Genomic DNA, 21,539 nt, shown 5'->3' with positions numbered 1-21,539 from the left:
GACTTGAACGCCCATTCGTCCACCACGCACCCGGCGTCGCCCGAGCGGTTCGCCGAGGCGCGCGCCGAGGCCCTCGCCACGTTGCGCGCGATGCTCGCCGCGATGCTGCAGGTCGAGCCCGACGCGCTCGGGCTGGAACAGCCGATCGTCGAGACCGGCCTGACCTCGGTCGAGCTGATCGACCTGATCGTGCGCTGCCAGGCGCGCTATGCGATCGACCTGCCGGCCGGCTCGCTGGCGCGGCTGACGCTGGCCTCGCTGGCCGATGCCGTGGTCGCCGCCGCGCAGCGGGAGGCCGCCGCATGAGCCAGCCGATCGCGATTACCGGCATCGGCCTGATGTCGCCGGCCGGCTCGACGCCCGCCGCACTGTGGGACGCGCTGGTCGGGCGCGCCGAGCTGCGCGGCCCTTGGCCGAAGCGCTCGCTCGCGGCCTATCCGGCCGACAACTGCGTGGCGATTCCCGAGGCCCAGTGGCGCGCGCTCGATGCGTCGAGCGGCGGCGTCGAGAACCGCGCCGTGGCGCTGGCGCGCTTCGCCGTCGAACGCTGCCTGGAGGATGCGGGGCTGGCCCATCACGGGCTGGCCCATCAGGGGCAGGCCGGCATGCGGATCGGCTGCGTGCTCGGCACCACCACGGCCGGCGTCGAGGTGGCCGAGAACGCGCTGCTGGGCCGCCACGGCGGCGAGGCGGCCGGCGTGGCCGAGTTCGACGCCAGCCGGCTGCTGCCCGGCGACGCCGCGTGCTGGCAGGGGCCGCTCGCGGTGCTGTCCACGGCCTGCTCGTCGGGGCTGCTCGCGCCGTCGCTCGCGATCGACACGCTGCTGGCCGGCGAGGCCGACGCGATGGTGGCGGGCGGCGTGGACGTGCTGCTCGAATACACGGTCTGCGGCTTCAACGGCCTGCGCGTGGCCACCCAGGAGCCGTGCCGGCCGTTCGACGCGAGCCGGCAGGGCGTGGTGCTCTCCGAAGGCGTGGCCTGTGTCTGCCTGGAGCGGCTCGACGCGGCGCTGGCGCGGCGCGCCACGATCCACGCGGTGGTGACGGCGCGCGCGGCCGGCTGCGACGCGGCCCATGCCACCGCGCCCGACATCGAGGGCGTGGCGCGCACGCTGATCGCGGCGCTGGCCGCGCCGACCGAGCCCGGTGCGCCCGGCGCTCGCCCGACGCGGCCGGCCGGCGTGTTCGCGCACGGCACCGGCACGCCGACCAATGACATCGCCGAGATCACCGCGCTGCGCGCCGCCTTCGCGGCCGCGTTCGGCAGCGACGCGCTGCCGCCCGTCACCTCGATCAAGTCCACGCTCGGCCATCCGCAGGCGGCGGCCGGCGCGTTCTCGCTGGTGGCCGCGTGCCTCGCGCTGCGGCACCGGCAGCTGCCGCCCACCGCGAACCTGCAGACGCGCGACGCCGCGCTCGGCGACACGCCGATCGTCGACGGCGCGGGCTGGCCGCTCGACGGCGCGAGCGTGCTGGTGGACGCGTTCGGCTTCGGCGGCAACAACTGCGTGATGGTGCTGACCGATCCGGCCGCGCTGCGCGACATCGAGGAGGTGCCGGCATGACGCCCCCTTCGATTGCCGCGCTGCGCATCGTGGCCGCCGCCGGTGCCGCGCCCGACGCGCCCGGCACGCCGGCCGACCCCTGGCTGCACGCCGAGCGCCGCTCGCGCAAGGTCGGCCCGCTGCCGGTGAAGGCGCGCCTCGCGCTGGCCGCCTTCGAACGGCTGCGCGCCGCGCTCGGCGACGACGATCGCCGGTTCGCCGCGCCGCGCGCGGGCGTGAGCCTCGGCACGCTGTTCGGCTCGATCGAGGTGGCCGAGCAGTGCCTGACCGCCGTTCACGAGCATGGCTTCGAGCGCGTCACGCCGTCGTGGTACGCCACCGGCCTGCCGAACGCCACGGCCGCGATCGTCGCCTCGCTCGGCGAGCTGCAGGGCCCGAACCTCAGTTTCCTCGGCTATCAGGCCGGGCTCGACGCGATCGTCGGCGCGGGCCGCCAGATCGTGGCGGGCCATGCCGACGCGATGTGCGCGGGCGGCTTCGACCTGCCGAGCGAGCGCTACGTGGCGCGCGCCCTGGCGCAGGCGCCGTTCGCGCAAGCCGCCGCGATCCATGCCGGTGCGGGCCTCGTCTGGCTCGCGGCCGGCGCGCCGCGAGCGGGCGACGCGGGGCAGTTGCTCGGCTGGTCGCAGCGGCTGTTCGACGCCGCCGCCTTCGAGGCCGCGCGCGGCGATGGCTTCCGGCCGCTGGTGGCCGCCGCGCGCGCGATGGCCGGGCACGCCGCCGCCGGCCTCGAACCTGAACTGCATCTGGTCGCCCCGGGGCTGCCCGGTGCGATCGACCGGCTCGCGGCCGGCGCGCCGCTGGCGCTGGCCGAGGGCCTGGCCGACGGGCTCGCCGGCAGCTGGCGGCCCGGGCTGCACGCGCTCGTCGTCAAGGGGCTCGGCCCGGTGGCGACCTGCGTGCTGGTCGGCAAGCCGGGCGGCGCCGGCCATTCATCCCACCATCCGGAGGCCGCGTGACGAACGTGACCCGCAACGAGAACCTGAACAAAGAACGTGCGAATGAGCACAACAACGCGCACCTCAACGGCAGCGAGATTGGCGACGAGGTGATCGACCTCATCGAGGCGACCCATCGGCGGGCGGCGCCGAACCCGTTCGCGAGCCGGCTGCCGGCCGCCGTGCGCGGCTTCGCGGTGCTGGCCGCGCTCGACAAGTTGCGCGCGCACGCGGTCACGGCCAGCGACGGCACGCCGCTCGCGGCCTACGAGGCCGGCGAACGCGGCCGGCCCACCGTACTCGTCTTCAACGCGCTCGGCGTGTCGGTGGCGTTCGTCGCGCCGCTCGTCGCGCGGCTCGCCGTGGATTACCACGTGGTCGGCTGGGAGGCGCGCGGGCTGCCGGCGGCGCCCGGCGACGAGGCCGCGGTCGCGGATCTCTCGCTCGCCCGTCATGCGCGCGACGCGGCCGAGGTGCTGGCCGCGCTCGGCGCAAGCCACGGCACGCAGGAAGACAAAGCAGACAGACATGAAGGAGACGACGCGGCCGCGCCGCACGCATTCGCGCTGGTGGCCTACTGCGCCGGCTCGAACGTCGCCGCGCAGGCGCTTTCCGAGGGCCTCGTCACGACCGGCCGGCTGGTGCTGCTGAGCCCGTCGATCGAGCTGCCCGGCGTGGCCGAGAAGACGCCGTACCAGGCCAGCGTGCTGCCGCTCTGGGACCGCATCGCGGGCGGCGCGCACGGCCAGGCCGCGCTGGTGCGCGTGCTGCTCGGGCAGGCGCGCCGCGACGACGACGGCACGCCCGACGCCCAGCTCGCGATCCTCAACGCGCTGCCGTTCGTGGACGACGCCTCGATCGTGCGCTACGCGCGCCTGCAGCACGGCTGCCGGCGCGACGACTGGGCCGCGCGGCTGGCCGGCTTCGCGCTGCCCGCGCTGGTGCTGCACGGCGAGAGCGACGAGGTGATCCACACGGCCACCTCGCGCGCGGTGGCGCAGGCGCTCGGCGCGGCGCTGCAGACCGTCGAGGCGACGGGGCATTTCGGTGTGCATACGAGCCGTGATCTGCATGAGCGGATCGCGGCGTTTCTGAAGGACGCTGGCGAGGCCGGCGGAAAACGCCACTTGGGCAAGGAGTGATGGGCGATGGAGATGCATCTGGACGTACTGGAGGAGGCGAAGGCCGGGCTGGTGGCCCGCATTCGCGACCATTCGTTTCTCGCGCGCTGCCGCTCGGGCGACGTGCCGCTCGACGAGCTGAAGCTGTTCCTGGTGCAGCAGGGGCTCTACAGCAGCTATTTCACGCGCTATCTGTGCGCGCTGATGGCGAACCTGCCGGACAACGCCGACGTGCAGAAGCTGGCCGGCAACCTCTGCGAGGAACTGGGCCTGACCGATGACAGCGAGACGCCGCACAGTCTCGTCTATCGCGCCATGCTCGAACACTTCGGCCTGTCGCTGAACGGCGCGCGGCCGCTGATCGGCACGCGCCGGCTGATCGACACGATGTTCGACCACTGCCGCCATCCCGACCCGGCGCGCGGCCTGGCCGCGCTGTGCCTCGGCGCCGAGGCGCTGGTGCCGGTGGTCTACGCCGACATCATCAAGGGCTTCGAGGCGCACGGCGTGGCGGCCGGCGCGCTGGCATTCTTCCACATCCACGTGGAATGCGACGACGGCCACGCCGAGACCATGCGCGACATCCTGGTGGAGATCGCGCAGCGCGACGACGAGCGGATCCAGACCATGCTGAGCGCGGGCGAGGCGCTGGTGGACGCGCGCCTCGCGTTCTTCGACGCGATCGAGGCCGGCGCCGGGCGGCAGCGCGGCGCGCACGCGCGACCGCTCGAAACGGTGCAGTGATGCGTGCGATCCGGCCGCGGCGCGCCTCCGGTTCGCGCCGCGGCCGGCCCCCCACCGAGCAACGGCCGGCCGCATCGCAGCCGCCGGGAGACTGACAGCAACATGTACACGACACTCGATCAAGACGCGAGCTTCACCGCCAAGGTGGTGGAACGGCTCGCCGCGAGCTGGGACCACCGCGTGGCGGTCCGGCAACCGCGGCTGGACCTGACGCAATACTGCGACGACTCGATCCCCGAGTTCCCGATCTCGATGGTGCCGTTCTGGGACGACGAGGATTTCGCGCCGCTGCCGCACGCCGACAAGCTGCGCTTCCTCGGCGCGGCCTGGGTCGCCTACAACGAGAAGGCGATGTACCTGGAGGACGAGATCGTGCAGCCGCTCTGCAGCCTGCTGCTCAAGCGGCGCCTGCCCGGCACCGGCGACGCGCGGCTCAAGCAGGCGCTCGCGCAGATCCAGGTGGACGAGCAGTTCCACATCCTGATGTGCCTGGAAGTCTGCCACTGCGCGCGCGAGCGGCACCGGCTCGGCGACCTGGAGGTGCCCGAGCCGATGGTGGGCACCGCGCAGCGCGCGCGCCTCGCCGCCGCGCGCGACGAGCGCGAGGCCGCGATCGTGCGGCTCGCCTATGCCTCGGTCGCGGAGATGTCGATCAACGCCTACCTGACGCAGGTCTCCACCGACCTGTCGATCCAGCCGCTGAACCGCATCAACACCGACCTGCACCGGCGCGACGAGGCCGCCCACGGCACCGGCTTCCACGAGATCGTCGGCTCGGTCTATCGCGCGCTCGACGCGCCGGGGCAGGCCGCGTTCGCCGCCGAGATCGCCGCCGCGCTCGACGTGTTCACGACGCCGGACACCACCGCCTGGCACGCGATCCTCGCGCACCTGGCGGTGCCGCATCGCGAGCGGATCCTGGCGCGCCTCGACGCGCGCAACGAGGGCGTGCGGCTGTCGCGCGATTACGCGACGCTGCGCAGCCTGTTCGACGAACTCGGCATCGCGGGCCTCGCCTGAACGCCACCCACCATTCCTGTACGGGAGCAGCATGAAGATTTTCGATCCGGCGATCCTGAACCTGCCGTTCTACGACGACGCCCACCGCCGGCTGGCCGCCGACCTCGAAGCCTGGGTCGAGGCCCACGAGTGGCTGCCGCGCGAATACGAGCGGCTCGAGGCCGCCGAGCGCGGCCGGCTCTACACGCGCCTGCTCGGCCAGGACGGCTGGCTGCGCCATGCCGTCGATCCGGCGCCGGGCCGCGAGCGGCCCGACGTGCGCGCGCTGTGCCTCGTGCGCGAGGCGTTCGCCTATCTCGACGACCTGGTCGACTTCGCGTTCTCGATCCAGGGGCTCGCGGCCGCGCCGATCGCCTGGTACGGCTCCGAGGCGCAGCGCGCGGCCTGGCTGCCGGGGCTGCGCGACGGCACCACGATCGGCTCGCTCGCGCTGTCCGAACCCGAGGCCGGCTCGAACCTCGCGGCGGTGGCGGTGGAGGCCGGGCGCACCGCGCAAGGTTATGCGGTGGACGGCCTGAAGACCTGGGTGTCGAACGGCAACATCGCCGATCACCACTCGGTGCTGCTGCGCACCGGCGAAGGCCCGGGCGGCCTCGGCCTGAGCTTCCTGTCGGTGCCGGCCGCCACCGCCGGCGTGGCGCCCGCCGGCATTGAGCTGCTCGCGCCGCGCGCGTTCGCCTCGCTCGCGTTCGAGCAGGCCGCGCTGCCCGCCGACGCGCTGATCGGCAAGGCCGGGATGGGCTTCCGCTACGCGATGGAGATCCTCAACATCTATCGCGCCAGCGTCGGCGCCGCCGCGCTCGGCTTCGCGCGGCGCGCGCTGGCCGCGTCGCTGGACTGGTCGCGCGAGCGCCCGGTGGCGGGCGGCAAGCTGCTGCAGCAGCAGTTCACGATCGACAAGATCGCCAGCATGGTGGCGTTCGCCGACAGCACCGCGCTGCTGGTCGCACGCACCGCCTGGGAGTTCGACACCGGCGCGGTGGCCGAGGTGGCCGCGCACGCCAGCATCACCAAGCTGCTCGCCACCGACGGCCTCGCGCGCGTGGCCGACGACGCGGTGCAGCTGTTCGGCGCGGCCGGGCTGGTGGCCGGCTCGCTGCCCGAGGGGCTGTTCCGGCAGGCGCGCGCGCTGCGCATCTACGAGGGCACCTCGGAGATCCAGAAGATCGTGATCGCGGGCAGCGTCTCGCGCCGTCGCGCATGAGCGCGCCGGCGGGGCGCGCGGTGCTGGTGACGGGCGGCACGCGCGGCATCGGTCTCGCGATCGTGCGGCGCCTCGCGGCGGCCGGCTGGCGCGTGGCGGCCTCGTACCGCCACGATGCGGCCGCCGCCGATGCGCTCGGACGCGAGCTGGGCGAGGCCGGCGTGACGGCCGCCGTGCTGCGCGCCGACGTGACCGACCCGCACGCGGCGCGCGCGCTGGCCGAGGAGGCCGCGCGGCGCCTCGGCGGGCTCGACGCGCTCGTCAACAACGCCGGCATCGTCGACGACGGCGCGTTCGTCACGCTCGAGGCCGAGCGCTACCTGAACGTGCTGCGCACCAACCTGCTCGGCGCGATCCGCGTGACCGGCGCGGCGCTGCCGCACCTGCTGCGCGGCCGCGCGCCGGCGGTGGTCAATCTCGCCTCGCTCGGCGGCGTGGCGGGCAAGGAAGGGCAGGTGGCCTACGCGGCCAGCAAGGGCGGGCTGATCGGCTTCACGCACTGGCTCGCGCGACGCTACGCGGCCGAGGGGCTCACCGCCAACGCGGTGGCGCCCGGCTTCATCGACACCGAGATGATCGCCGGGCTCACGCCGGCGATGACGGCGCACATCGTCGGCGGCAGCGCGGCGCGCCGCGTCGGGCAGGCCGACGAGGTGGCGCGCGCAGTGGCGTTCCTGCTCGAACCGGGCTACCTGCACGGCACCACGCTGCGGCTCGACGGCGGCTTCAACCGCTGAGGGCGCCGGCGGCGCGGACCCGGCCGTCGTTGCCGACGCGCGGCCGGCTCGCCACCAATACGCAATCGACAAGTCACATCCGATATGCAACTTCTTCACGGAGCCCAAGGATGCAACCCGATCCCGACGACGACACCACGCTGCTCTACGACGTCGGCTACGCCGACACCGACGCGGGCGGCATCGTCTATCACGCGCGCTACATCGAGATGGCCGAGCGCGCGCGCAACCGGCTGATGTATGCGGCCGGCTATTCGTTCGCGCGGCTCGCCGCCGACGGCCTGCTGTTCATCGTGCGCCGCGTCGAGGCCGTCTATCACGCGCCGGCCTGGCTCGAGGACCGCCTCGCGCTGCGCTCGCGGATCGGCGGCATGACAGCCTCGCGCTCGGTGTGGGTGACCGAAGTCACGCGCGGCGCCGACGCGATCGCGCGCATCAGCATCGAGATGGTGGCCGTGGAGCGCGCCACGCGCCGCGCGGTGCGGCACCCGCAGGCACTGGTCGACGCGCTCGCGCCGCATCTGCCGGCCGGCGAGACGGCGGGGGTGTTCGCATGACGCCCGCCCGCTCCCCGGCGGCGGCCGCCGCCGATGCGTTCGCGGCGCGTGACGCCGGCGGCACGCTGGACGCCGGCACCGCGCTCGGCCCCGACGCGGTGACGCGGCTGCTCGCGCACCGCGCGCCGTTCCTGTTCGTGCGCCACGCGCAGGTGGCCGCCGACGGCCTCGCGATTCGCGGCTTCCAGCATTTCGCGCCCGACGAGCCGTGGTTCGCCGGCCATTTCCCCGATGCGCCGATCGTGCCCGGCGTGCTGCTGGTGGAGTTCGTCGCGCAGACCGCGAACCTGCTGGTCGGCCACCGCCGCGACGGCGAGGCGCGCTGCCACCTGGTGGGCGTGCGCAACGCGCGCTTCCTGCAGCCGGTGCTGCCCGGACAGGCGCTCGAAGCCTGCGTGACGCTGCCGGCCGGCAGCGCCGCGCCGCGCGCCGGCGCGGTGGCCAATTTCGAGGCGGTGGTGTTGCGCGGCACCGAGCGCTGCATGAGCGCGACCGTCACGCTGTACCTCACGCAGTAGCCGCGCGGCGCGCCGCCGGATCCTCAACCCAGACGGAGACAAGCATGAGCGACGTAACGACGAAGCACGAGATCATCGACGTGATCAGGACCGAACTGCTGCCCGCGCTCGAATCGGTGGCCGGCGTGGACCCGGCCGAGATCGGCGCCGACACGCGCCTGCTCGGCGAGGGGCTGGCGCTCGATTCGCTCGACGTGCTGGACCTGCAGGTGGCGCTCGAAGGCCGCTTCCGGGTCAGCCTGCCGGTGCTGAACCGCGCGCTGATCGAGGCCTCGGGCAACAGCGTGGGCGGGCTCGCCGCGCTGGTGATCGAGCATCGGTCGCAGGCCACCGCATGAGCGCGCGCGCGCTCGTGATCGACGCGCACGGCGCCATCGAGCAGGCGCTGTGCTCGCGGCTCGCGGCGGCCGGCACGCGGGTGCTCGCGCATCGGCGTGAGGCCGTGGACGCGGTCGCGGTCGCGGCGGCCGGCGCCGATGACGCGGTGACGTTCCAGGACGGCGGCCCCGGCGTGACGAACGTCTCGGCCGCGCATCCCGCCGAGCACCTGGCCGCGTGGGACGCGAGTCACGGGCCGTTCGACACGATCGTGTTCGGCCGGCCGCGCGACGCGTCGGCCGGCCCCGGCGCGGCCGGTCCGGTCGAGGCGGCCGAGGCTGCCTCCGAGTTCGACAGCTTCGAAGCCTTCGACGCGTTCGCCGGGCGGCTCGAAACGCGCCTCGGCGATTTCCTCGCCACGCTGCAGGCGGCCGCGACGCTGCTGCGCCGCGGCGGCAACGCGCAGATCTGGGCGCTCACGCAGGAAGACAGCATGGGCTATTACCTCGCCACCACGCCCGGCGCGCTGCCGGTGGACGTGCGTGCGCGCCACGCGGCCGTCAAGAGCCTCGGCAAGGAGATGCTGCGGCTCGGCGTGAAGGTCAACGCCGCGCATCTGCAGCCGGCCGCCGAGGAGGCCGCCGACGCCTCGGCGTGGAGCGACGCGCGCGACGGCCTGAAGGCGTTCGCGCTGCGCTTCAAGCCCAACGGCGCCGGCGCGGTGGCGAACGCGCTCGCGGCCTGGATCGCCCGCGACGACCTGCCGGTCGCGGGCATGGTGGTACCGATCGGCATCGGCTTTCCGGAGAACAACCTGTGACCCTCAACGAAACCCTGATCGATTCCTCGCGCGCGCGCCGCCATGACGACGCCGCGCAGGTGCTGGCCCGCCTGCGCGGCGGCCAGGCCCATCCGGCCGCCGGCCGCGAGTTCGTGCTGCGGCTGTCGTGCCCCGACAGCCGCGGCGTGGTGTATGCCGTCTCGCGCGCGCTCTACGAGGCCGGCTGCAACATCGTCGACACGCAGCAGTTCAGCGACTTCGATGCACGCGCCGCATCTTCCGCGTCGGCCGCGCCCGCCCCGGCGACGGCCGACGGCGCCGCCGCGCAGGGCCGTTTCTTCATGCGCGTCCACCTCGACGCGCCCGGCACGGCGACCGGCCCCGACGCGATCGCGCGGCTGCTCGACCCGCTGCGCCGCGACTACGACATGCAGATCGAGGTCCACGACGCCGGCTGGCGGCCGCGCGCCGCGATCCTGGTGAGCCGCGAGGGCCATTGCCTGAACGACCTGATCTTCCGCCAGAGCGTGGGGCAACTGCCGGTGGAGATCGCCGCCGTGGTGTCGAACCACGAGGACCTGCGCGAGATGGCCGAGCGCTCGGGCCTCGCGTTCCATCACCTGCCGCTCGACGCGGCCGCGGGCGGCAAGCCGGCCCAGGAAGCGCGCGTGCTCGCGCTGCTGGAGCGCGAGCGCGTGGAGCTGGTGGTGCTCGCGCGCTACATGCAGATCCTCTCGCCCGAGCTGTGCGCGAGCCTGCGCGGGCGCGCGATCAACATCCACCACAGCTTCCTGCCCAGCTTCAAGGGCGCCCAGCCTTACCGCCAGGCGCACGCGCGCGGCGTCAAGCTGATCGGCGCGACGGCCCACTACGTGACCTCCGATCTCGACGAAGGGCCGATCATCGAGCAGGACGTCGAGCGCGTCGACCATGCGGCCGGCCCGCGCGAGCTGGCCGCGATCGGCCGCGACATCGAATGCGTGGTGCTCGCGCGCGCGCTCAAGTGGCACTGCGAGCACCGCGTGCTGATGAACGGCGCGCGCACCGTCGTGTTCCGCTGAACGCCGCCCCCTTTTCCCGGATCTCCCGCAACCCGCCTTCGAACCCACCATGTCCGCCTATACCGAACAGACCGTCCTCAGCGTCCATCACTGGAACGACACCTTGTTCAGCTTCCGCGCCGAGCGGCCCGCCGGGCTGCGCTTCTCCAGCGGCCACTTCGTCATGATCGGCTGCGAGATCGACGGCAAGCCGCTCACGCGCGCCTACAGCATCGCCAGCGCCGCGCATGCCGACCATCTCGAGTTCTTCAGCATCAAGGTGCCGAACGGCCCGCTCACCTCGCACCTGCAGTACCTGAAGCCCGGCGACAAGCTGCTGGTGTCGCGCAAGCCGGTCGGCACGCTGGTGCTCGACGACCTGCTGCCGGGCCGGCGGCTCTACCTGTTCGGCTCCGGCACCGGGCTCGCGCCGTTCATGAGCGTGATCCAGGACCCCGAGGTGTACGAGCGCTTCGAGCAGGTGGTGCTGGTGCATGGCGTGCGCTACGTGAGCGAGCTGGCCTATGCCGACTTCATCCGCGAGGAGCTGCCCGGCAGCGAGTTCCTCGGCGAGATGCTGCGCGACAAGCTGGTCTATTACCCGACCGTCACGCGCGAGCCGTTCCACCATCGCGGCCGCATCACCGACCTGATCGAGAGCGGCAAGCTGTTCGAGGATCTCGGCGTGCCGCCGCTGTCGCGCGAGCACGACCGCGCGATGCTGTGCGGCAGCCCCTCGCTGTTGAACGATCTGTGCGCGCTGCTCGATGCGCGCGGCCTGCGCGTCTCGCCGCATCAGGGCGAGCCGGGCGACTATGTGATCGAGCGCGCGTTCGTCGAGAAATAACGGTGCAGGGCCGGCGCAATCGTGCGCGCGAGCGGCACGACGCGCAGGCCGGCCGGCATCAGCACGCCGGGCGGCACGTCGCCGGCGCCCGGCGCCGTGGCGGAGCCGGAAGCACCGGCCGAGGCGGCCGGCATGAAGCGATGGCGCGCGAACGTCTCGCGATGCTCGATCGCGTCGGGCAGCGGCGTGTGCCGGATCGTCTGGCAGCCGAGCGAGGCCGCGAACGCGACGCTGCGCGCGAGCAGCGCGTCGAGCGCCGAGGCGGCATGCGCGGCGCTCACGTGCAGGCGCCGGATCTCGGCGGGGCGCGCCGGCGTGTCGTGCGCGACCAGCGCCGCGCAGCCCACCGGCCGGCCGTCCAGCTCGGCCAGGAACACGGCCCCGTGCGGCGCCGCGTAAGGCCCCGGCAGCGAGGTCAGCTCGGCGCCGAGCCGCAGCATCTTCACGCCCAGCCGCATCAACACCTTCTCGTAGTCGAGCAGCAGGTCCTGCACGCATTCCTCGTCGTCGGGAAAGCTGGCCGCGCGCGCGACGCAGATGGTCGGCGCGCGCAGCGGGCGCGCCGCCTGCCGGGGGGCGCGCGTGAGCGGTGCGTCGGCGCCGGCCGCGAAACCGGCCAGGCGTTCGCTGGCAAGAGGCAAGGTACCCATGATGGAATCCCTCATCCGCACATCGAGAATCCGGACAGCAGCGCGAGCATGGTGGACGGCGTCAGCCAGGCGGCGAACGTGACGGCCAGCAGCGCGAGTCCGGCCAGCCCCAGCAGCACGCGGCGCCAGCCCGGCCACGCGAGGCGGCCGGCGCGGCGCGCGGCCGGCGGTACCGGCCACCCGGCGCGCCGTCGCTGCGCGCCGGGTGGCGCGTGCGTGCCGTGGCGCGGGTTCATGCCGGCTGCGCGGCCGGCGCCGCCGAGAGGCGCGGCACGCTGCTGTCGTTGATCGGCAGATGCACGAGGCCCGCCACCACGCCGAGCGCCATCGAGCCGTACCAGAGCGGCAGGTACGAATGCACGGCGTCGTAGACGAGGCTGCCGATCCAGACGCCGAAGAAGCTGCCGAGCTGGTGGCCGAAGAACACGAAGCCGAACAGCGTCGCGATGTAGCGCACGCCGAACACCTGCGAGACCACGCCGCTCGTGAGCGGCACCGTGCCGAGCCAGATCAGGCCGGTGACGAACGAGAACACGTAGAGGCTCACCGGCGTGAGCGGCAGCAGCACGAACAGCGCCATCGCGATCACGCGCGTGAAGTAGATGCCGGCCAGCAGGTACTTGCGGCGCCAGAAGCCGCCCGCATAGCCGCACAGGAAGGTGCCGACCGTGTTGGCTAGCGCGATGATGGCCAGCGAGATGCTGGCCTGGCGCGCGCTCATGCCATGGTCGAGCAGGTAGGCCGGCATGTGCGCGGCCACGAACGCGAGCTGGAAGCCGCAGGCGAAGAAGCCGATGTTGAGCAGCCAGAAGCCGCGATGCGTGAGCGCTTCGTGGACCGCGGCGCGGATCGTCTGGTGCTGGCCGCCCTCGGCGCCGCGTTCGAGCGGCCGGTCGCGCAGCCAGGCCGCGAGCGGCGCGGTGGTCAGCATCACCGCGGCCAGCACGAAGATCGCGCGCACCCAGCCGAACGAATCGATCACGCCCTGCGCGAGCGGTACCATCACGAACTGGCCGAGCCCGCCGATCGTGCCCGAGATGCCGAGCGCCCAGCTGCGGTGCTCGGGCGGGAACAGCCGCGAGAGCGCGCCGTACACGGCGCCGAACGCGGTGCCCGACAGCGCGATGCCGACCATCACGCCGGTGCCGAGCGTGTAGACGCCGGTGGAGCCCGCCAGCGCCATCACCACGAGGCCCAGCGCGTAGAGCACGCTGCCCGCGAAGATCACGCGCGCCGAGCCGTAGCGGTCGGCGATCATGCCCGTGAACGGTTGCGAGATGCCCCAGATCAGGTTCTGCAGCGCGAACGCGAGGCCGAACGCCTCGCGGGACCAGCCGTGATCGAGCGTGACCGGCACCAGGAACAGGCCCTGCACGCTGCGCACGCCGAGCGCGCCGCCCATCACCACGCCGCCCGCGATCACCAGCAGCCAGCGATAGCGCCAGGCATCCTCCGAACGAATCTGCATTACGTCTCCCTGATGTCTTGCCGATGAGGTCGCGCGCGTGCCTCGTGAGCGCGGCGCGTGGTGCGGCCCGCGCCGGTGGCGGGCGGGCGAACGCACAGTCATTTAAGCGTAGTGCATGGCGTCGCATCAAGTGAGATCGCGGTGCGCTTCGCATTCGCCGGATGCATGAAAGAGGGCCGGGACGGGGGGCTCCGGCGCGTGGCTTGCGCAGCATGCATGGTGGACGATGAGGGGCGGGTGCAATCGTGGCTCAATGCGCCCCGGCGTCGTCGAAGCTGAGCTTGCGCGCGATCGTGAGCCCGGCCGGCGTGCTGAAATCGAGCCGCACCAGCCACACACCCGGCATTTCGAGCGCGAGGCGGGCGCGGTAGACGCCCGGCGCCGCGTCGGGCACGGCCGCCACCGGCGTCACGTTGTGCGCCATCGGCATCGACGGCATGTCGGCGCTCACAGTGAAATGCGCGTCACGCAGCGGCGCGCCGCCGGGCGTGGCGAGGCGGATCGTGCAGTCGTAGGCGCCGTCGCCGCCGGCACGCGCGCAGCCGATGCGCGCCGCGGGCGGCGCCGTGGCCGCGTTCGCGAACAGCGGTGCGATCACGAGTGCAATCGCCATGATTGATTCGAACAGCGTAACGAGCAGACGGCGCGCACGCGCGCGGCGGGACGATTTCATGCCTTCTCCGTATCGATGGGGGTGGGGGTCGAAGCCGCCTGCGTGGCGGAATGTGAAGCGGGATGTGAAATCGGATGTGAAGCCGGACACGGGATCGAACCTGCAACGGGTCGGATCGAAGCGGGCGGCACCGGCGCGGCCGGCACGCGCCGCGGCCTCGGCCAGCGCGCGCCGAGCCGCGCCACCAGCGCCTCGTCGATGAGCCCGCGCGGGCGCACCACCAGCACGCCGGCCACGAGAGCGCCGAACGCGATCATCCGGTAGCCGTGGAAGAAGCGCGTGCCCTCCAGCAGGCCGAGGTCGAGCGCGACCCCGAGCAGTGGCCCGAACGGCGAGCCGAGGCCGCCGATCAGCGCATACGACAGGCCGTGGATGCCGATCATCACGTCGAAGTTGTCGGGTTCGATGTAGGTGCTGCAATGCGCGTAGAGCGCGCCGCCGAGCGCGGCGACGGCGCCCGCCAGCGTGGCGGCGGCGAGCTTGGCGCGCCGCGCGTCGATGCCGAGCGCGGCGGCCAGCGCCGGATCCTCGCCCACCATGCGCCAGGCGCGGCCGCGGCGCGTGCGTTCGAACCCGGCCAGCGCGACCAGTACCAGCGCGAGCGTGACCCAGACGATCAGTGCCACCTGCGCCGGCGTCATGCCGTGCTCGAACACGTAGCGGATGCCGGCAAAGCCCTCGTCGCCGCCCGGGCCGATCGGCTCGCCGTCCGGCCCCGGCCGTTGCACGCGGATCAGCAGCAGCACCTGGCGGATCGTCTCGGCGGCGGCCAGCATCGCCAGCGAGAAGCGCAGCCCCGACAGCCGCAGCGTGGCCGCGCGCAGCAGCCAGCCGGCCAGCGCGCCGGCCGCCGCGGCCACCGCGAGCGCCGCGCCGAGCGGCCAGTCGCCCAGCACCGTGGCCGACGCGCCCACGTAGGCGCCGATCGCGAACAGCGCCTGCTGGCCGAACGAGAAATCGCCGGCGATCGCCAGCACGTAGGCCGATAGCGCGAGGAACGACAGCAGGCCGAGATTGGTGATCAGTGTCATGGGCGGGCCGCTCCGTCGGCCGGCCCGGCGCGGTCCGAGCGGTCCGAGCGGCCTGCGCGCTGGCCGCGACCGCGCACCCGCGCGAGCGGCAGCAGCGAGGCGAGGCCGCCCGGCCATGCGCATAGCGCCACGAACAGCAGCAGGTCGCCGCCGAGGTCGCGCGCCTGCGCGCCGAACAGTGCCTGCAAGGCCGCCTCGATCAGCCCCAGCGCGAGGCCGCCCGCCACCGCGCCCGGCAGCGAGCCGAAGCCGCCCAGCACGGCCGCCGCGAGCCCCTTGAGCGTGGCCCACATCGCGAACATCGCGCTGACCTGGCCATGGATGCCGGCGATCAGGCAGCCGGCCAGCGCGCCGAGCGCGGCTGACAGCACCACCACGCGCGCCGAGACGCGCCGCACGTCCACGCCTGAGAGCGTCGCGGCGGTGCGGTCGTCGACGATCGCGCGCACCGCGAGCCCGAAGCGCGTGTGGCCGATCAGGCGCCGGCAGCCGAACGTGACGAGCGCCGCGCAGCCAAGCGCCACCACGTGCTCGGCGCGCAGCGGCAGCGCCTGCCAGCTGGCAGGCAGGCTCGCGAACGGCGAGGGCCACGGGTTGGCGTGCGCGCTGAGCAGGTGCGCGCCGGCTTCCTCGATCTGCATCCAGACCGCGAAGCTCGCCGCCATCGCGGTGACGCCCGAGCCGTCGCGATGCGGCGCGAAGCAGAGCAGGTCGACATAGCGGTTCGCGAGGATCGTCACGGCCGCGGCGACCAGCGGCGCGACCAGGAACGCCGCCACCGGCGGCAGCGCGGCGGTGGCGCGGATCGCCACGTAGAGGCCGAACATCACCGTCGCGCCGTAGGCGAGGTTGACGCGCCCGAGCACCCCGAACACCAGCGTGAAGCCGCTGGCCAGCAGGGCGTAGGCGGCGCCGAGCGCGAGCGCGTCGAACAGCAGCGCGAGCATCTCAGGCCCGCGCGCCCGGGCGGATGCCCGGGGCGTTCGTTTCGTTCGGGGGAACCGAAGGCACTGATGGCACCGACGGCGCGGAGCCACCGAGCCAGGCACGCTGCACGGCCGGGTCGGCCAGCACGCGCGAGGGCGTGCCTTCGGTCAGCACGCGGCCGTTCTCGAGCACCACGATGCGCTCGGCCAGCGCCGCGACGAAGCCGATCCGGTGCTCGACCACCACGATCGCCACGCCGCGCGCGCGCAGTTCGGCGAGCCGCGTGCGCAGCTCGGCGATCTCGGCCTCGTCGAGGCCCGAGGCCGGCTCGTCGACCAGCAGCACGCGCGGCCGGGTGGTCAGCGCGCGCGCCAGTTCGAGGCGGCGCCGCTCCGAGAACGTCAGCGTGGCGGCCAGCGCGCGGCGCCGGTGCGCGAGCCCGGCGAACGCGAGCGCGGCGTCGGCGGCCTCGCGGCCCTCGGCGGCGAGGTTGGCCTCGACCGTGAGGCGCGTGAACACGCGCGGCTGCTGCCAGGTCCAGGCGATGCCGTGCGCCACGCGCCGCCAGGCCGGCTCGCGCGTGACGTCGGCGCCGTCGACGCGGATCGACCCGGCGCTCGGCCGCAGCGTGCCCGCCACGATGCCGAGCGTGGTGCTCTTGCCCGAACCGTTCGGCCCGATCAGGCCGAGCGTCTCGCCGGCATGGATCGTCAGGTCGAGGCCGGCGAGCGCGTCGAGCGCGCCGTAGCGCCGGCCCACGCCGCGCAGTTCCACCAGCGGCTGCGTCACGGCTGGCGCGCGGCCGGGCCATTGCTGGCCACTTCGTTGTGCGCGGCGGGCCGCTCGATCACCTTCCAGACGTTGTTGTGCGCCTGCACCAGCACGAACGGCTTGACTGATTCGCGCTCGGCGGTGCGGCCCACCGGGCCGAGCAGGCCGTCGGCGGTGTGGATGTCGGTCAGGCCCTCGCGCAGCTTCTCGCGATCGGCCTGCACGCTGTCCGGCTTGGCCAGCACGCCCTGCGTCTCGATCGCCGTCTTGATCATGTAGAGGATCTCGTAGGCCGCCATGCTGTGCAGGTCCGCGTAGCCGCCGTAGCCGGCCGTCTCCTTCGCGGCGCGTTCGGCGCGCGCATTGATCGGCGCGAAGCTGGTCGGGATCACCAGGCCCTCGGCGGCCGGGCCGCAGATCTTCAGCAGTTCCGGCGTCGAGCTGCTGGTCAGGCCCACCAGCACCTTCGGGTGGACGTCCTGGCGCGCCAGTTCCTTCAGCACGCCGCAGGCCGAGTACGGGTGCGCCGAGATCACCACCACGTCGGCGTTCTTCTGCTTGATGTCGCGCACCTGATCGGCGAAGTTGGTGTCGTCGAGCAGCCAGCGCGTCTCGCCGAGCACCTCGAAGCCGGCCGCCTGCGCGCGCGGCTTCATCACCTGATACCAGGTCTGGTTCGAATGCACGAAGTTCTGCTCGACGCCGCCGTAGAGCGTGTGGACGTCCGGATGCTCGCGGCGCACCCAGTTGAACACGTCGGTGTACATCGCGTTCTCGTCGGGGATGTTGCGGAACGACCAGTCCGAGGTCTTGGCCAGGCCGATCTTCATCGCCACGTCGGTGAACACCGGTAACTGCAGGCCCGAGTCGGTCGCGTCGCCGGCCTTCTTCTGCAGCGAGCCGAACACCGCCTGCACCACCGGCGAGCAGGTGGTGCCCACCGCGATCAGCGCGTCGGTCTGCGCGAGCCGGCGCACCACGTCCACGCCTTCGGTGGGCGTGCAGTTGTCGTCGTGATAGCTGATTTCGATCTTGCCGCGCGTGCCGTCGCCGAGCTTCACGCCGCCCGCGTCGTTGATCTCCTTGGCCGCCGCGCGCAGCGCCGCCTCGCTGTTGGCGCCGAACGGGCGCAGCACGCCCGACTCCGCGCCGAAGCCGTCGATCCTCACCACCCGCTGCGCGTCCGCGGCACCGGCCGCCGTGCTCGCGGCGCCGGCGAGCGCCGAGAAGACGAGTGCCAGGGCAAGCGCTACCTTCGTATTCTTCATCGTGACATTCCTCCAGGGAGCGGCCCCGGCGCGCGCGGCACGATGCCGGCACCGTGCGGGACCGTCGTTGAGATGTTCACGATTTCACTAGCTGGTCGGCGTGGCGACAACTACCAGCTTTGGTAGAGCGGGGATGGGGGGCAAGCTGGACCTTGGGCTTGCGCGGGGTGCTGGACGTGCCCCCCCGATCTGTTGAAGCAGTGACCGGGGCGGGTTGGAGGGATGGATCTATGCAGGGCAGCGAATTCGACGGATTGCGCGGCGTGATCCGGTGCCATCACTCCCTTCGTTTCATCTCGCTGGGCGTATAGCCGAAGTAGCGCTTGAACGCGCTCGCGAACTGGCTGTGGTGGCTGTATCCGCATTCGAGCGCGACTGCCGATACTTTCGCGACGTCGGTGCGCAGTAGCTCGTGTGCCCGCTCCATGCGCACGCCGGTGAGATAGGCGTGCGGCGGGCGCCCGAATGTATTCTTGAACTTTCTCAGGAAGTGGTAGCGGCTCAGATGAAAACGCCTGGCCAGCTCTTCAAGCCGGATCGCGCTGGTGGCATTGGCTCGGAGATAGTCGACGATGCGCCGTGACTGATCCGTCGAGAAGCAGCCCCGACTATCCCGTGTTTCGAAGCCTGTCGTCGCGTAGAGGCGCACGGCGTTCAGCAATATCCAGCCCAACAGCGCGTCGATGCCAGGCAACAGCACCGGATCGGACCAGTCGGCATGCGCGATGCTTTGCGCAGCGGAGCTGATGATTGGGCAGTAATCCTGAAGAACTTCGCGGAATGTGCGATTGCTCGCGATACTTCCAGGCGAATCCTGCGTGTTGGCAGGCAGACTCGATTGGCCGAAATCGATGTGCAGCAGGTGAAGCGGCGCCGAAATCGACCATCGCGAAATTGCGCGTCCCGCGGGAAACAGGCAGATGGCACCGTCGAACCCGTGGCGGGCAGGTTTGCCGTCCTGTACATGGCAGCATTGACGGCCGCCGCTCAGGCTGATGCTCAATACATTTTCGGAGAACGTCTGATATTCGAGTAACGCATCGCCGCTGCGCCACTCCGAGATCGAGATACCACAAGCCATGTTTGCGGCCCGGATCAATTCCGCACCGGCTAAACGCAGGCAGTCGTCGGCCGTGCGTATGTGTCTGGATGGCATCTATTTGATTATCCGTGTCGAATTGACCGGATGCTCCAGGAGGTCGTCCACGCAAGTCATTGGCTACGCAAGCTCCAGCCGGCACGATCTGGCTATTCATTCACGCGGATCGGGTGGACTGTACGGCCGCGCCGCCCGCGATCTTATGCCTGTGGGTATGGCCATGCAAGGCGGTTGCGATAAAACGAAGCAGCGTCATGCCAATGCCTATCCTGCCATGCCAGGGGCAAAAATTTGACAGAAGTACGCAATTCTTGAGAAGAGGGATGGCTGGGTGGTCGGTATTATTTTGATTGTAGAAAATTTTCAATGGAGTGCTGAGATTGATTCGATAAAAAATAACGCTTCAGCAACAGATTTCTGAAAAATAAAAAATATCACGCATTTGAGTCCGGCATGTCCGCATGCCGAAATCGAAGCATTAAAAAACGAAGGGATCAGTCATGTACGCCGCGACCGCCGAAGGCAAAGTTGAATCGTTGAAGAGCAGCGGGCAATATCGAGAGTTCCAGACGGTCGACCGAATCAGGGGGCGCTATCCACTGGCCCACGTGGGAAATAACCTCCGGAAAGAGGATGTCGTGTGGTGTTCCAATGATTACTTGGGCATGTCCCAGCATCCGGCGCTCACGCAGGCAATGCACGATGCCATCGACAGCCATGGTTGCGGTTCCGGCGGGTCGCGCAATATCGGCGGCAGCCACTCCTATTATTTACGGCTTGAGGCATCGATCGCGCAGTGGCACGGCAAGCAATCTGCGCTCGTGTTCCCAACCGGCTACAGCTCTAACGACGCGACCTTGCAATGTTTGCTGCGGCTTTTCGAGAACTGCGTGGTGTTCTCGGATGAGCGGAATCATGCGTCAATTATTAACGGCATTCGCAACGCGACAGCCAGGCGCAAGATCTTCCGCCACAGCGACACTGAACACCTCGAATCGCTTCTGGCTGCCGAGTCGGCAAGCTGTCCCAAGATCATCGTGTTCGAATCGGTGTACTCGATGGACGGCGATATCGCACCGGTTGAATCGATCGTGGCGCTCGCAAAGCGATACAACGCACTGACGTTTCTCGATGAAGTCCATGCGATTGGTATGTACGGGCCGCGGGGCGCGGGGATCGCCGCGTCGCTCGGAATCGCGGATCAGATCGACATCGTGCAGGGGACGATGGCGAAAGCCGTCGGCGTGATTGGTGGCTACGTCGCTGGGTCGTCCTGTCTCGTCGATGCCGTCCGGTCATTCGCTTCCGGTTTCATCTTTACGACATCGCTGCCACCCGCCATCGTGGCTGCTTGCCTGGCGAGTATCGAGCATCTCAAAGTCTCCGACTTCGAGCGCGGCCAACTTCACCTGAAAACAACAGAATTGCGGAGAGCGTTGCAGAGCCGCGATATTCCGGTCATGGCGTGTAGCGACACTCATATCCTGCCAGTCCTCGTGGGGGATGCCGTGAAGTGTCGGGCTGCGGCGCATCGCCTGCTCGACCGGCATGACATCTATCTGCAGGCTATCAATTCCCCCACTGTTCCTGTCGCAACCGAACGCTTTAGAGTCAATGTCACGCCGAACCACTCAAGGCAGCAGATTCTTCATCTGGCCGATGCTTTACACGAAGTGTTCGAGTCGTTCGCGATTCCATTTGCGTCCGAGATCGTTCCGGGCGAGGTGGCGTCATGAGTACCCAAAGCTTTCCTGTCGCCAGTTCGTTCAACACCACATCGGCTGAGCTAGCCGATATCGACGCCTTGGTGAGCCTCCGTAAAGTCTTGCTGAGCCAAGGCAGCACTCACTATGCCGCAACCTCAATCGATGCGGATCAGGCTTGGCAGACAAGCTATCGCGCGTGGCTGGAACATCATCTTCAATTGCGTTCTCCCCACATACGCGTGGCCGTGACGCGTGATCCGGGGCGCCGGGTCGTGGCATGCGCAACCGGAATCATCGATGACCGTGCTCCCGTGATCGGAAGCCTGAATGGCCGCTTCGGCTGGGTGCAGTCGGTGGTGGTGGCGCGCGAATTGCGGCAGCGTGGGTTGGCACGGCAAACCATGGAATATCTGCTTTGCTGGTTTGCCAGACGACACGTCCATCGAGTCGCATTGCAGACAACACCGGCGGCGCTTGGCCTGTATCGACAGCTTGGGTTCGAGCCGTCCGGCGAAGATTTGCTGATTCGATCATCGAACTAGGGCGCTGCGTCATC

The 21,539-nt window shown here is 70.9% G+C and carries 25 protein-coding genes; 16 read left to right on the top strand and 9 right to left on the bottom strand.

The window, feature by feature from the left end; translation table 11 throughout:
* Positions 1–3 precede the first annotated feature (3 nt).
* The 14 genes from BpN12_RS24680 (at position 4) to BpN12_RS24615 (ending at position 11,390) form a co-directional block, all read left to right on the top strand.
* Positions 4–306, top strand: a complete 303-nt coding sequence (locus tag BpN12_RS24680) for an acyl carrier protein (protein ID WP_246794883.1) — start codon at positions 4–6, stop codon at positions 304–306.
* A complete protein-coding gene (locus BpN12_RS24675) occupies positions 303–1,565 on the top strand; it encodes a beta-ketoacyl synthase N-terminal-like domain-containing protein (protein WP_246794882.1) in 1,263 nt (420 codons plus the stop codon). Before BpN12_RS24680 ends, BpN12_RS24675 begins: the two co-directional genes overlap by 4 nt.
* A complete protein-coding gene (locus BpN12_RS24670) occupies positions 1,562–2,524 on the top strand; it encodes a beta-ketoacyl synthase N-terminal-like domain-containing protein (protein WP_246794880.1) in 963 nt (320 codons plus the stop codon). Before BpN12_RS24675 ends, BpN12_RS24670 begins: the two co-directional genes overlap by 4 nt.
* Positions 2,521–3,645 (top strand): alpha/beta fold hydrolase, encoded by a 1,125-nt coding sequence (locus BpN12_RS24665; RefSeq protein ID WP_246794879.1) that lies wholly within the window; start codon positions 2,521–2,523, stop codon positions 3,643–3,645. Before BpN12_RS24670 ends, BpN12_RS24665 begins: the two co-directional genes overlap by 4 nt.
* A 6-nt stretch (positions 3,646–3,651) precedes the next feature.
* Positions 3,652–4,368 (top strand): iron-containing redox enzyme family protein, encoded by a 717-nt coding sequence (locus BpN12_RS24660; protein WP_246794878.1) that lies wholly within the window; start codon positions 3,652–3,654, stop codon positions 4,366–4,368.
* Positions 4,369–4,470: 102 nt separating this feature from the next.
* On the top strand, positions 4,471–5,388 hold the full coding sequence (locus BpN12_RS24655) for a diiron oxygenase (RefSeq protein WP_246794877.1): 918 nt from the start codon (positions 4,471–4,473) through the stop codon (positions 5,386–5,388).
* A gap of 31 nt (positions 5,389–5,419) precedes the next feature.
* On the top strand, positions 5,420–6,592 hold the full coding sequence (locus BpN12_RS24650; protein WP_246794876.1) for an acyl-CoA dehydrogenase family protein: 1,173 nt from the start codon (positions 5,420–5,422) through the stop codon (positions 6,590–6,592).
* Positions 6,589–7,329, top strand: a complete 741-nt coding sequence (locus tag BpN12_RS24645; RefSeq protein ID WP_246794875.1) for an SDR family NAD(P)-dependent oxidoreductase — start codon at positions 6,589–6,591, stop codon at positions 7,327–7,329. The genes BpN12_RS24650 and BpN12_RS24645 overlap by 4 nt, the downstream gene beginning before the upstream one ends.
* A gap of 110 nt (positions 7,330–7,439) precedes the next feature.
* Positions 7,440–7,886, top strand: a complete 447-nt coding sequence (locus BpN12_RS24640) for an acyl-CoA thioesterase (RefSeq protein ID WP_246794874.1) — start codon at positions 7,440–7,442, stop codon at positions 7,884–7,886.
* On the top strand, positions 7,883–8,404 hold the full coding sequence (locus tag BpN12_RS24635) for a 3-hydroxyacyl-ACP dehydratase FabZ family protein (protein WP_246794873.1): 522 nt from the start codon (positions 7,883–7,885) through the stop codon (positions 8,402–8,404). The genes BpN12_RS24640 and BpN12_RS24635 overlap by 4 nt, the downstream gene beginning before the upstream one ends.
* Before the next feature lie 44 nt (positions 8,405–8,448).
* The gene (locus BpN12_RS24630; RefSeq protein ID WP_246794872.1) at positions 8,449–8,742 is read left to right on the top strand and encodes an acyl carrier protein; all 294 of its coding nucleotides are present in this window, start codon (positions 8,449–8,451) and stop codon (positions 8,740–8,742) included.
* Positions 8,739–9,542: a Rossmann-fold NAD(P)-binding domain-containing protein gene (locus BpN12_RS24625; protein ID WP_246794871.1), complete on the top strand. Its 804-nt coding sequence runs from the start codon at positions 8,739–8,741 to the stop codon at positions 9,540–9,542. Before BpN12_RS24630 ends, BpN12_RS24625 begins: the two co-directional genes overlap by 4 nt.
* A 71-nt stretch (positions 9,543–9,613) precedes the next feature.
* Complete coding sequence (locus BpN12_RS24620; protein ID WP_246797983.1) at positions 9,614–10,564, top strand: formyltetrahydrofolate deformylase; 951 nt, start codon at positions 9,614–9,616, stop codon at positions 10,562–10,564.
* A 49-nt stretch (positions 10,565–10,613) separates the two neighbouring features.
* Positions 10,614–11,390 (top strand): ferredoxin--NADP reductase, encoded by a 777-nt coding sequence (locus BpN12_RS24615; protein WP_246794870.1) that lies wholly within the window; start codon positions 10,614–10,616, stop codon positions 11,388–11,390.
* Here BpN12_RS24615 and BpN12_RS24610 read toward each other — a convergent pair.
* The 9 genes from BpN12_RS24610 to BpN12_RS24570 form a co-directional block, all read right to left on the bottom strand.
* Positions 11,357–12,040 carry a GNAT family N-acetyltransferase gene (locus BpN12_RS24610; protein WP_246794869.1) on the bottom strand — a complete coding sequence of 228 codons (684 nt, stop codon included), beginning with the start codon at positions 12,038–12,040 and terminating at the stop codon, positions 11,357–11,359. The two genes, BpN12_RS24615 and BpN12_RS24610, sit on opposite strands and share 34 nt — an antisense overlap.
* 11 nt (positions 12,041–12,051) lie before the next feature.
* Complete coding sequence (locus tag BpN12_RS24605) at positions 12,052–12,276, bottom strand: hypothetical protein (RefSeq protein ID WP_246794868.1); 225 nt, start codon at positions 12,274–12,276, stop codon at positions 12,052–12,054.
* Complete coding sequence (locus BpN12_RS24600; RefSeq protein ID WP_246794867.1) at positions 12,273–13,508, bottom strand: MFS transporter; 1,236 nt, start codon at positions 13,506–13,508, stop codon at positions 12,273–12,275. The genes BpN12_RS24605 and BpN12_RS24600 overlap by 4 nt, the downstream gene beginning before the upstream one ends.
* A gap of 250 nt (positions 13,509–13,758) precedes the next feature.
* On the bottom strand, positions 13,759–14,121 hold the full coding sequence (locus BpN12_RS24595; RefSeq protein WP_246794866.1) for a FixH family protein: 363 nt from the start codon (positions 14,119–14,121) through the stop codon (positions 13,759–13,761).
* A 56-nt stretch (positions 14,122–14,177) separates the two neighbouring features.
* Positions 14,178–15,212, bottom strand: coding sequence for a branched-chain amino acid ABC transporter permease (locus tag BpN12_RS24590; protein WP_246794865.1), 1,035 nt, complete (start codon positions 15,210–15,212; stop codon positions 14,178–14,180).
* Positions 15,209–16,159, bottom strand: coding sequence for a branched-chain amino acid ABC transporter permease (locus BpN12_RS24585; protein WP_246794864.1), 951 nt, complete (start codon positions 16,157–16,159; stop codon positions 15,209–15,211). The genes BpN12_RS24590 and BpN12_RS24585 overlap by 4 nt, the downstream gene beginning before the upstream one ends.
* A gap of 1 nt (position 16,160) precedes the next feature.
* Complete coding sequence (locus tag BpN12_RS24580; RefSeq protein ID WP_246794863.1) at positions 16,161–16,928, bottom strand: ABC transporter ATP-binding protein; 768 nt, start codon at positions 16,926–16,928, stop codon at positions 16,161–16,163.
* Positions 16,925–18,178, bottom strand: coding sequence for an ABC transporter substrate-binding protein (locus BpN12_RS24575; RefSeq protein WP_246794862.1), 1,254 nt, complete (start codon positions 18,176–18,178; stop codon positions 16,925–16,927). Before BpN12_RS24575 ends, BpN12_RS24580 begins: the two co-directional genes overlap by 4 nt.
* A 277-nt stretch (positions 18,179–18,455) precedes the next feature.
* Positions 18,456–19,334 (bottom strand): helix-turn-helix transcriptional regulator, encoded by an 879-nt coding sequence (locus tag BpN12_RS24570; protein ID WP_246794861.1) that lies wholly within the window; start codon positions 19,332–19,334, stop codon positions 18,456–18,458.
* Positions 19,335–19,777: 443 nt separating this feature from the next.
* On the opposite strand from BpN12_RS24570, the gene hemA reads away from it, so the two are divergent.
* Both hemA and BpN12_RS24560 read left to right on the top strand, forming a co-directional pair.
* Complete coding sequence (gene hemA, locus BpN12_RS24565) at positions 19,778–21,013, top strand: 5-aminolevulinate synthase (RefSeq protein WP_246794860.1); 1,236 nt, start codon at positions 19,778–19,780, stop codon at positions 21,011–21,013.
* On the top strand, positions 21,010–21,525 hold the full coding sequence (locus BpN12_RS24560; protein WP_246794859.1) for a GNAT family N-acetyltransferase: 516 nt from the start codon (positions 21,010–21,012) through the stop codon (positions 21,523–21,525). The genes hemA and BpN12_RS24560 overlap by 4 nt, the downstream gene beginning before the upstream one ends.
* Positions 21,526–21,539: the final 14 nt, after the last annotated feature.

The sequence above is a fragment of the Burkholderia perseverans genome, assembly GCF_022870505.1.
Taxonomy (GTDB): domain Bacteria; phylum Pseudomonadota; class Gammaproteobacteria; order Burkholderiales; family Burkholderiaceae; genus Burkholderia; species Burkholderia plantarii.
The sequence above is the reverse complement of the archived record's forward strand: the minus strand, read 5'-3'. Positions and strand labels throughout refer to the sequence as shown.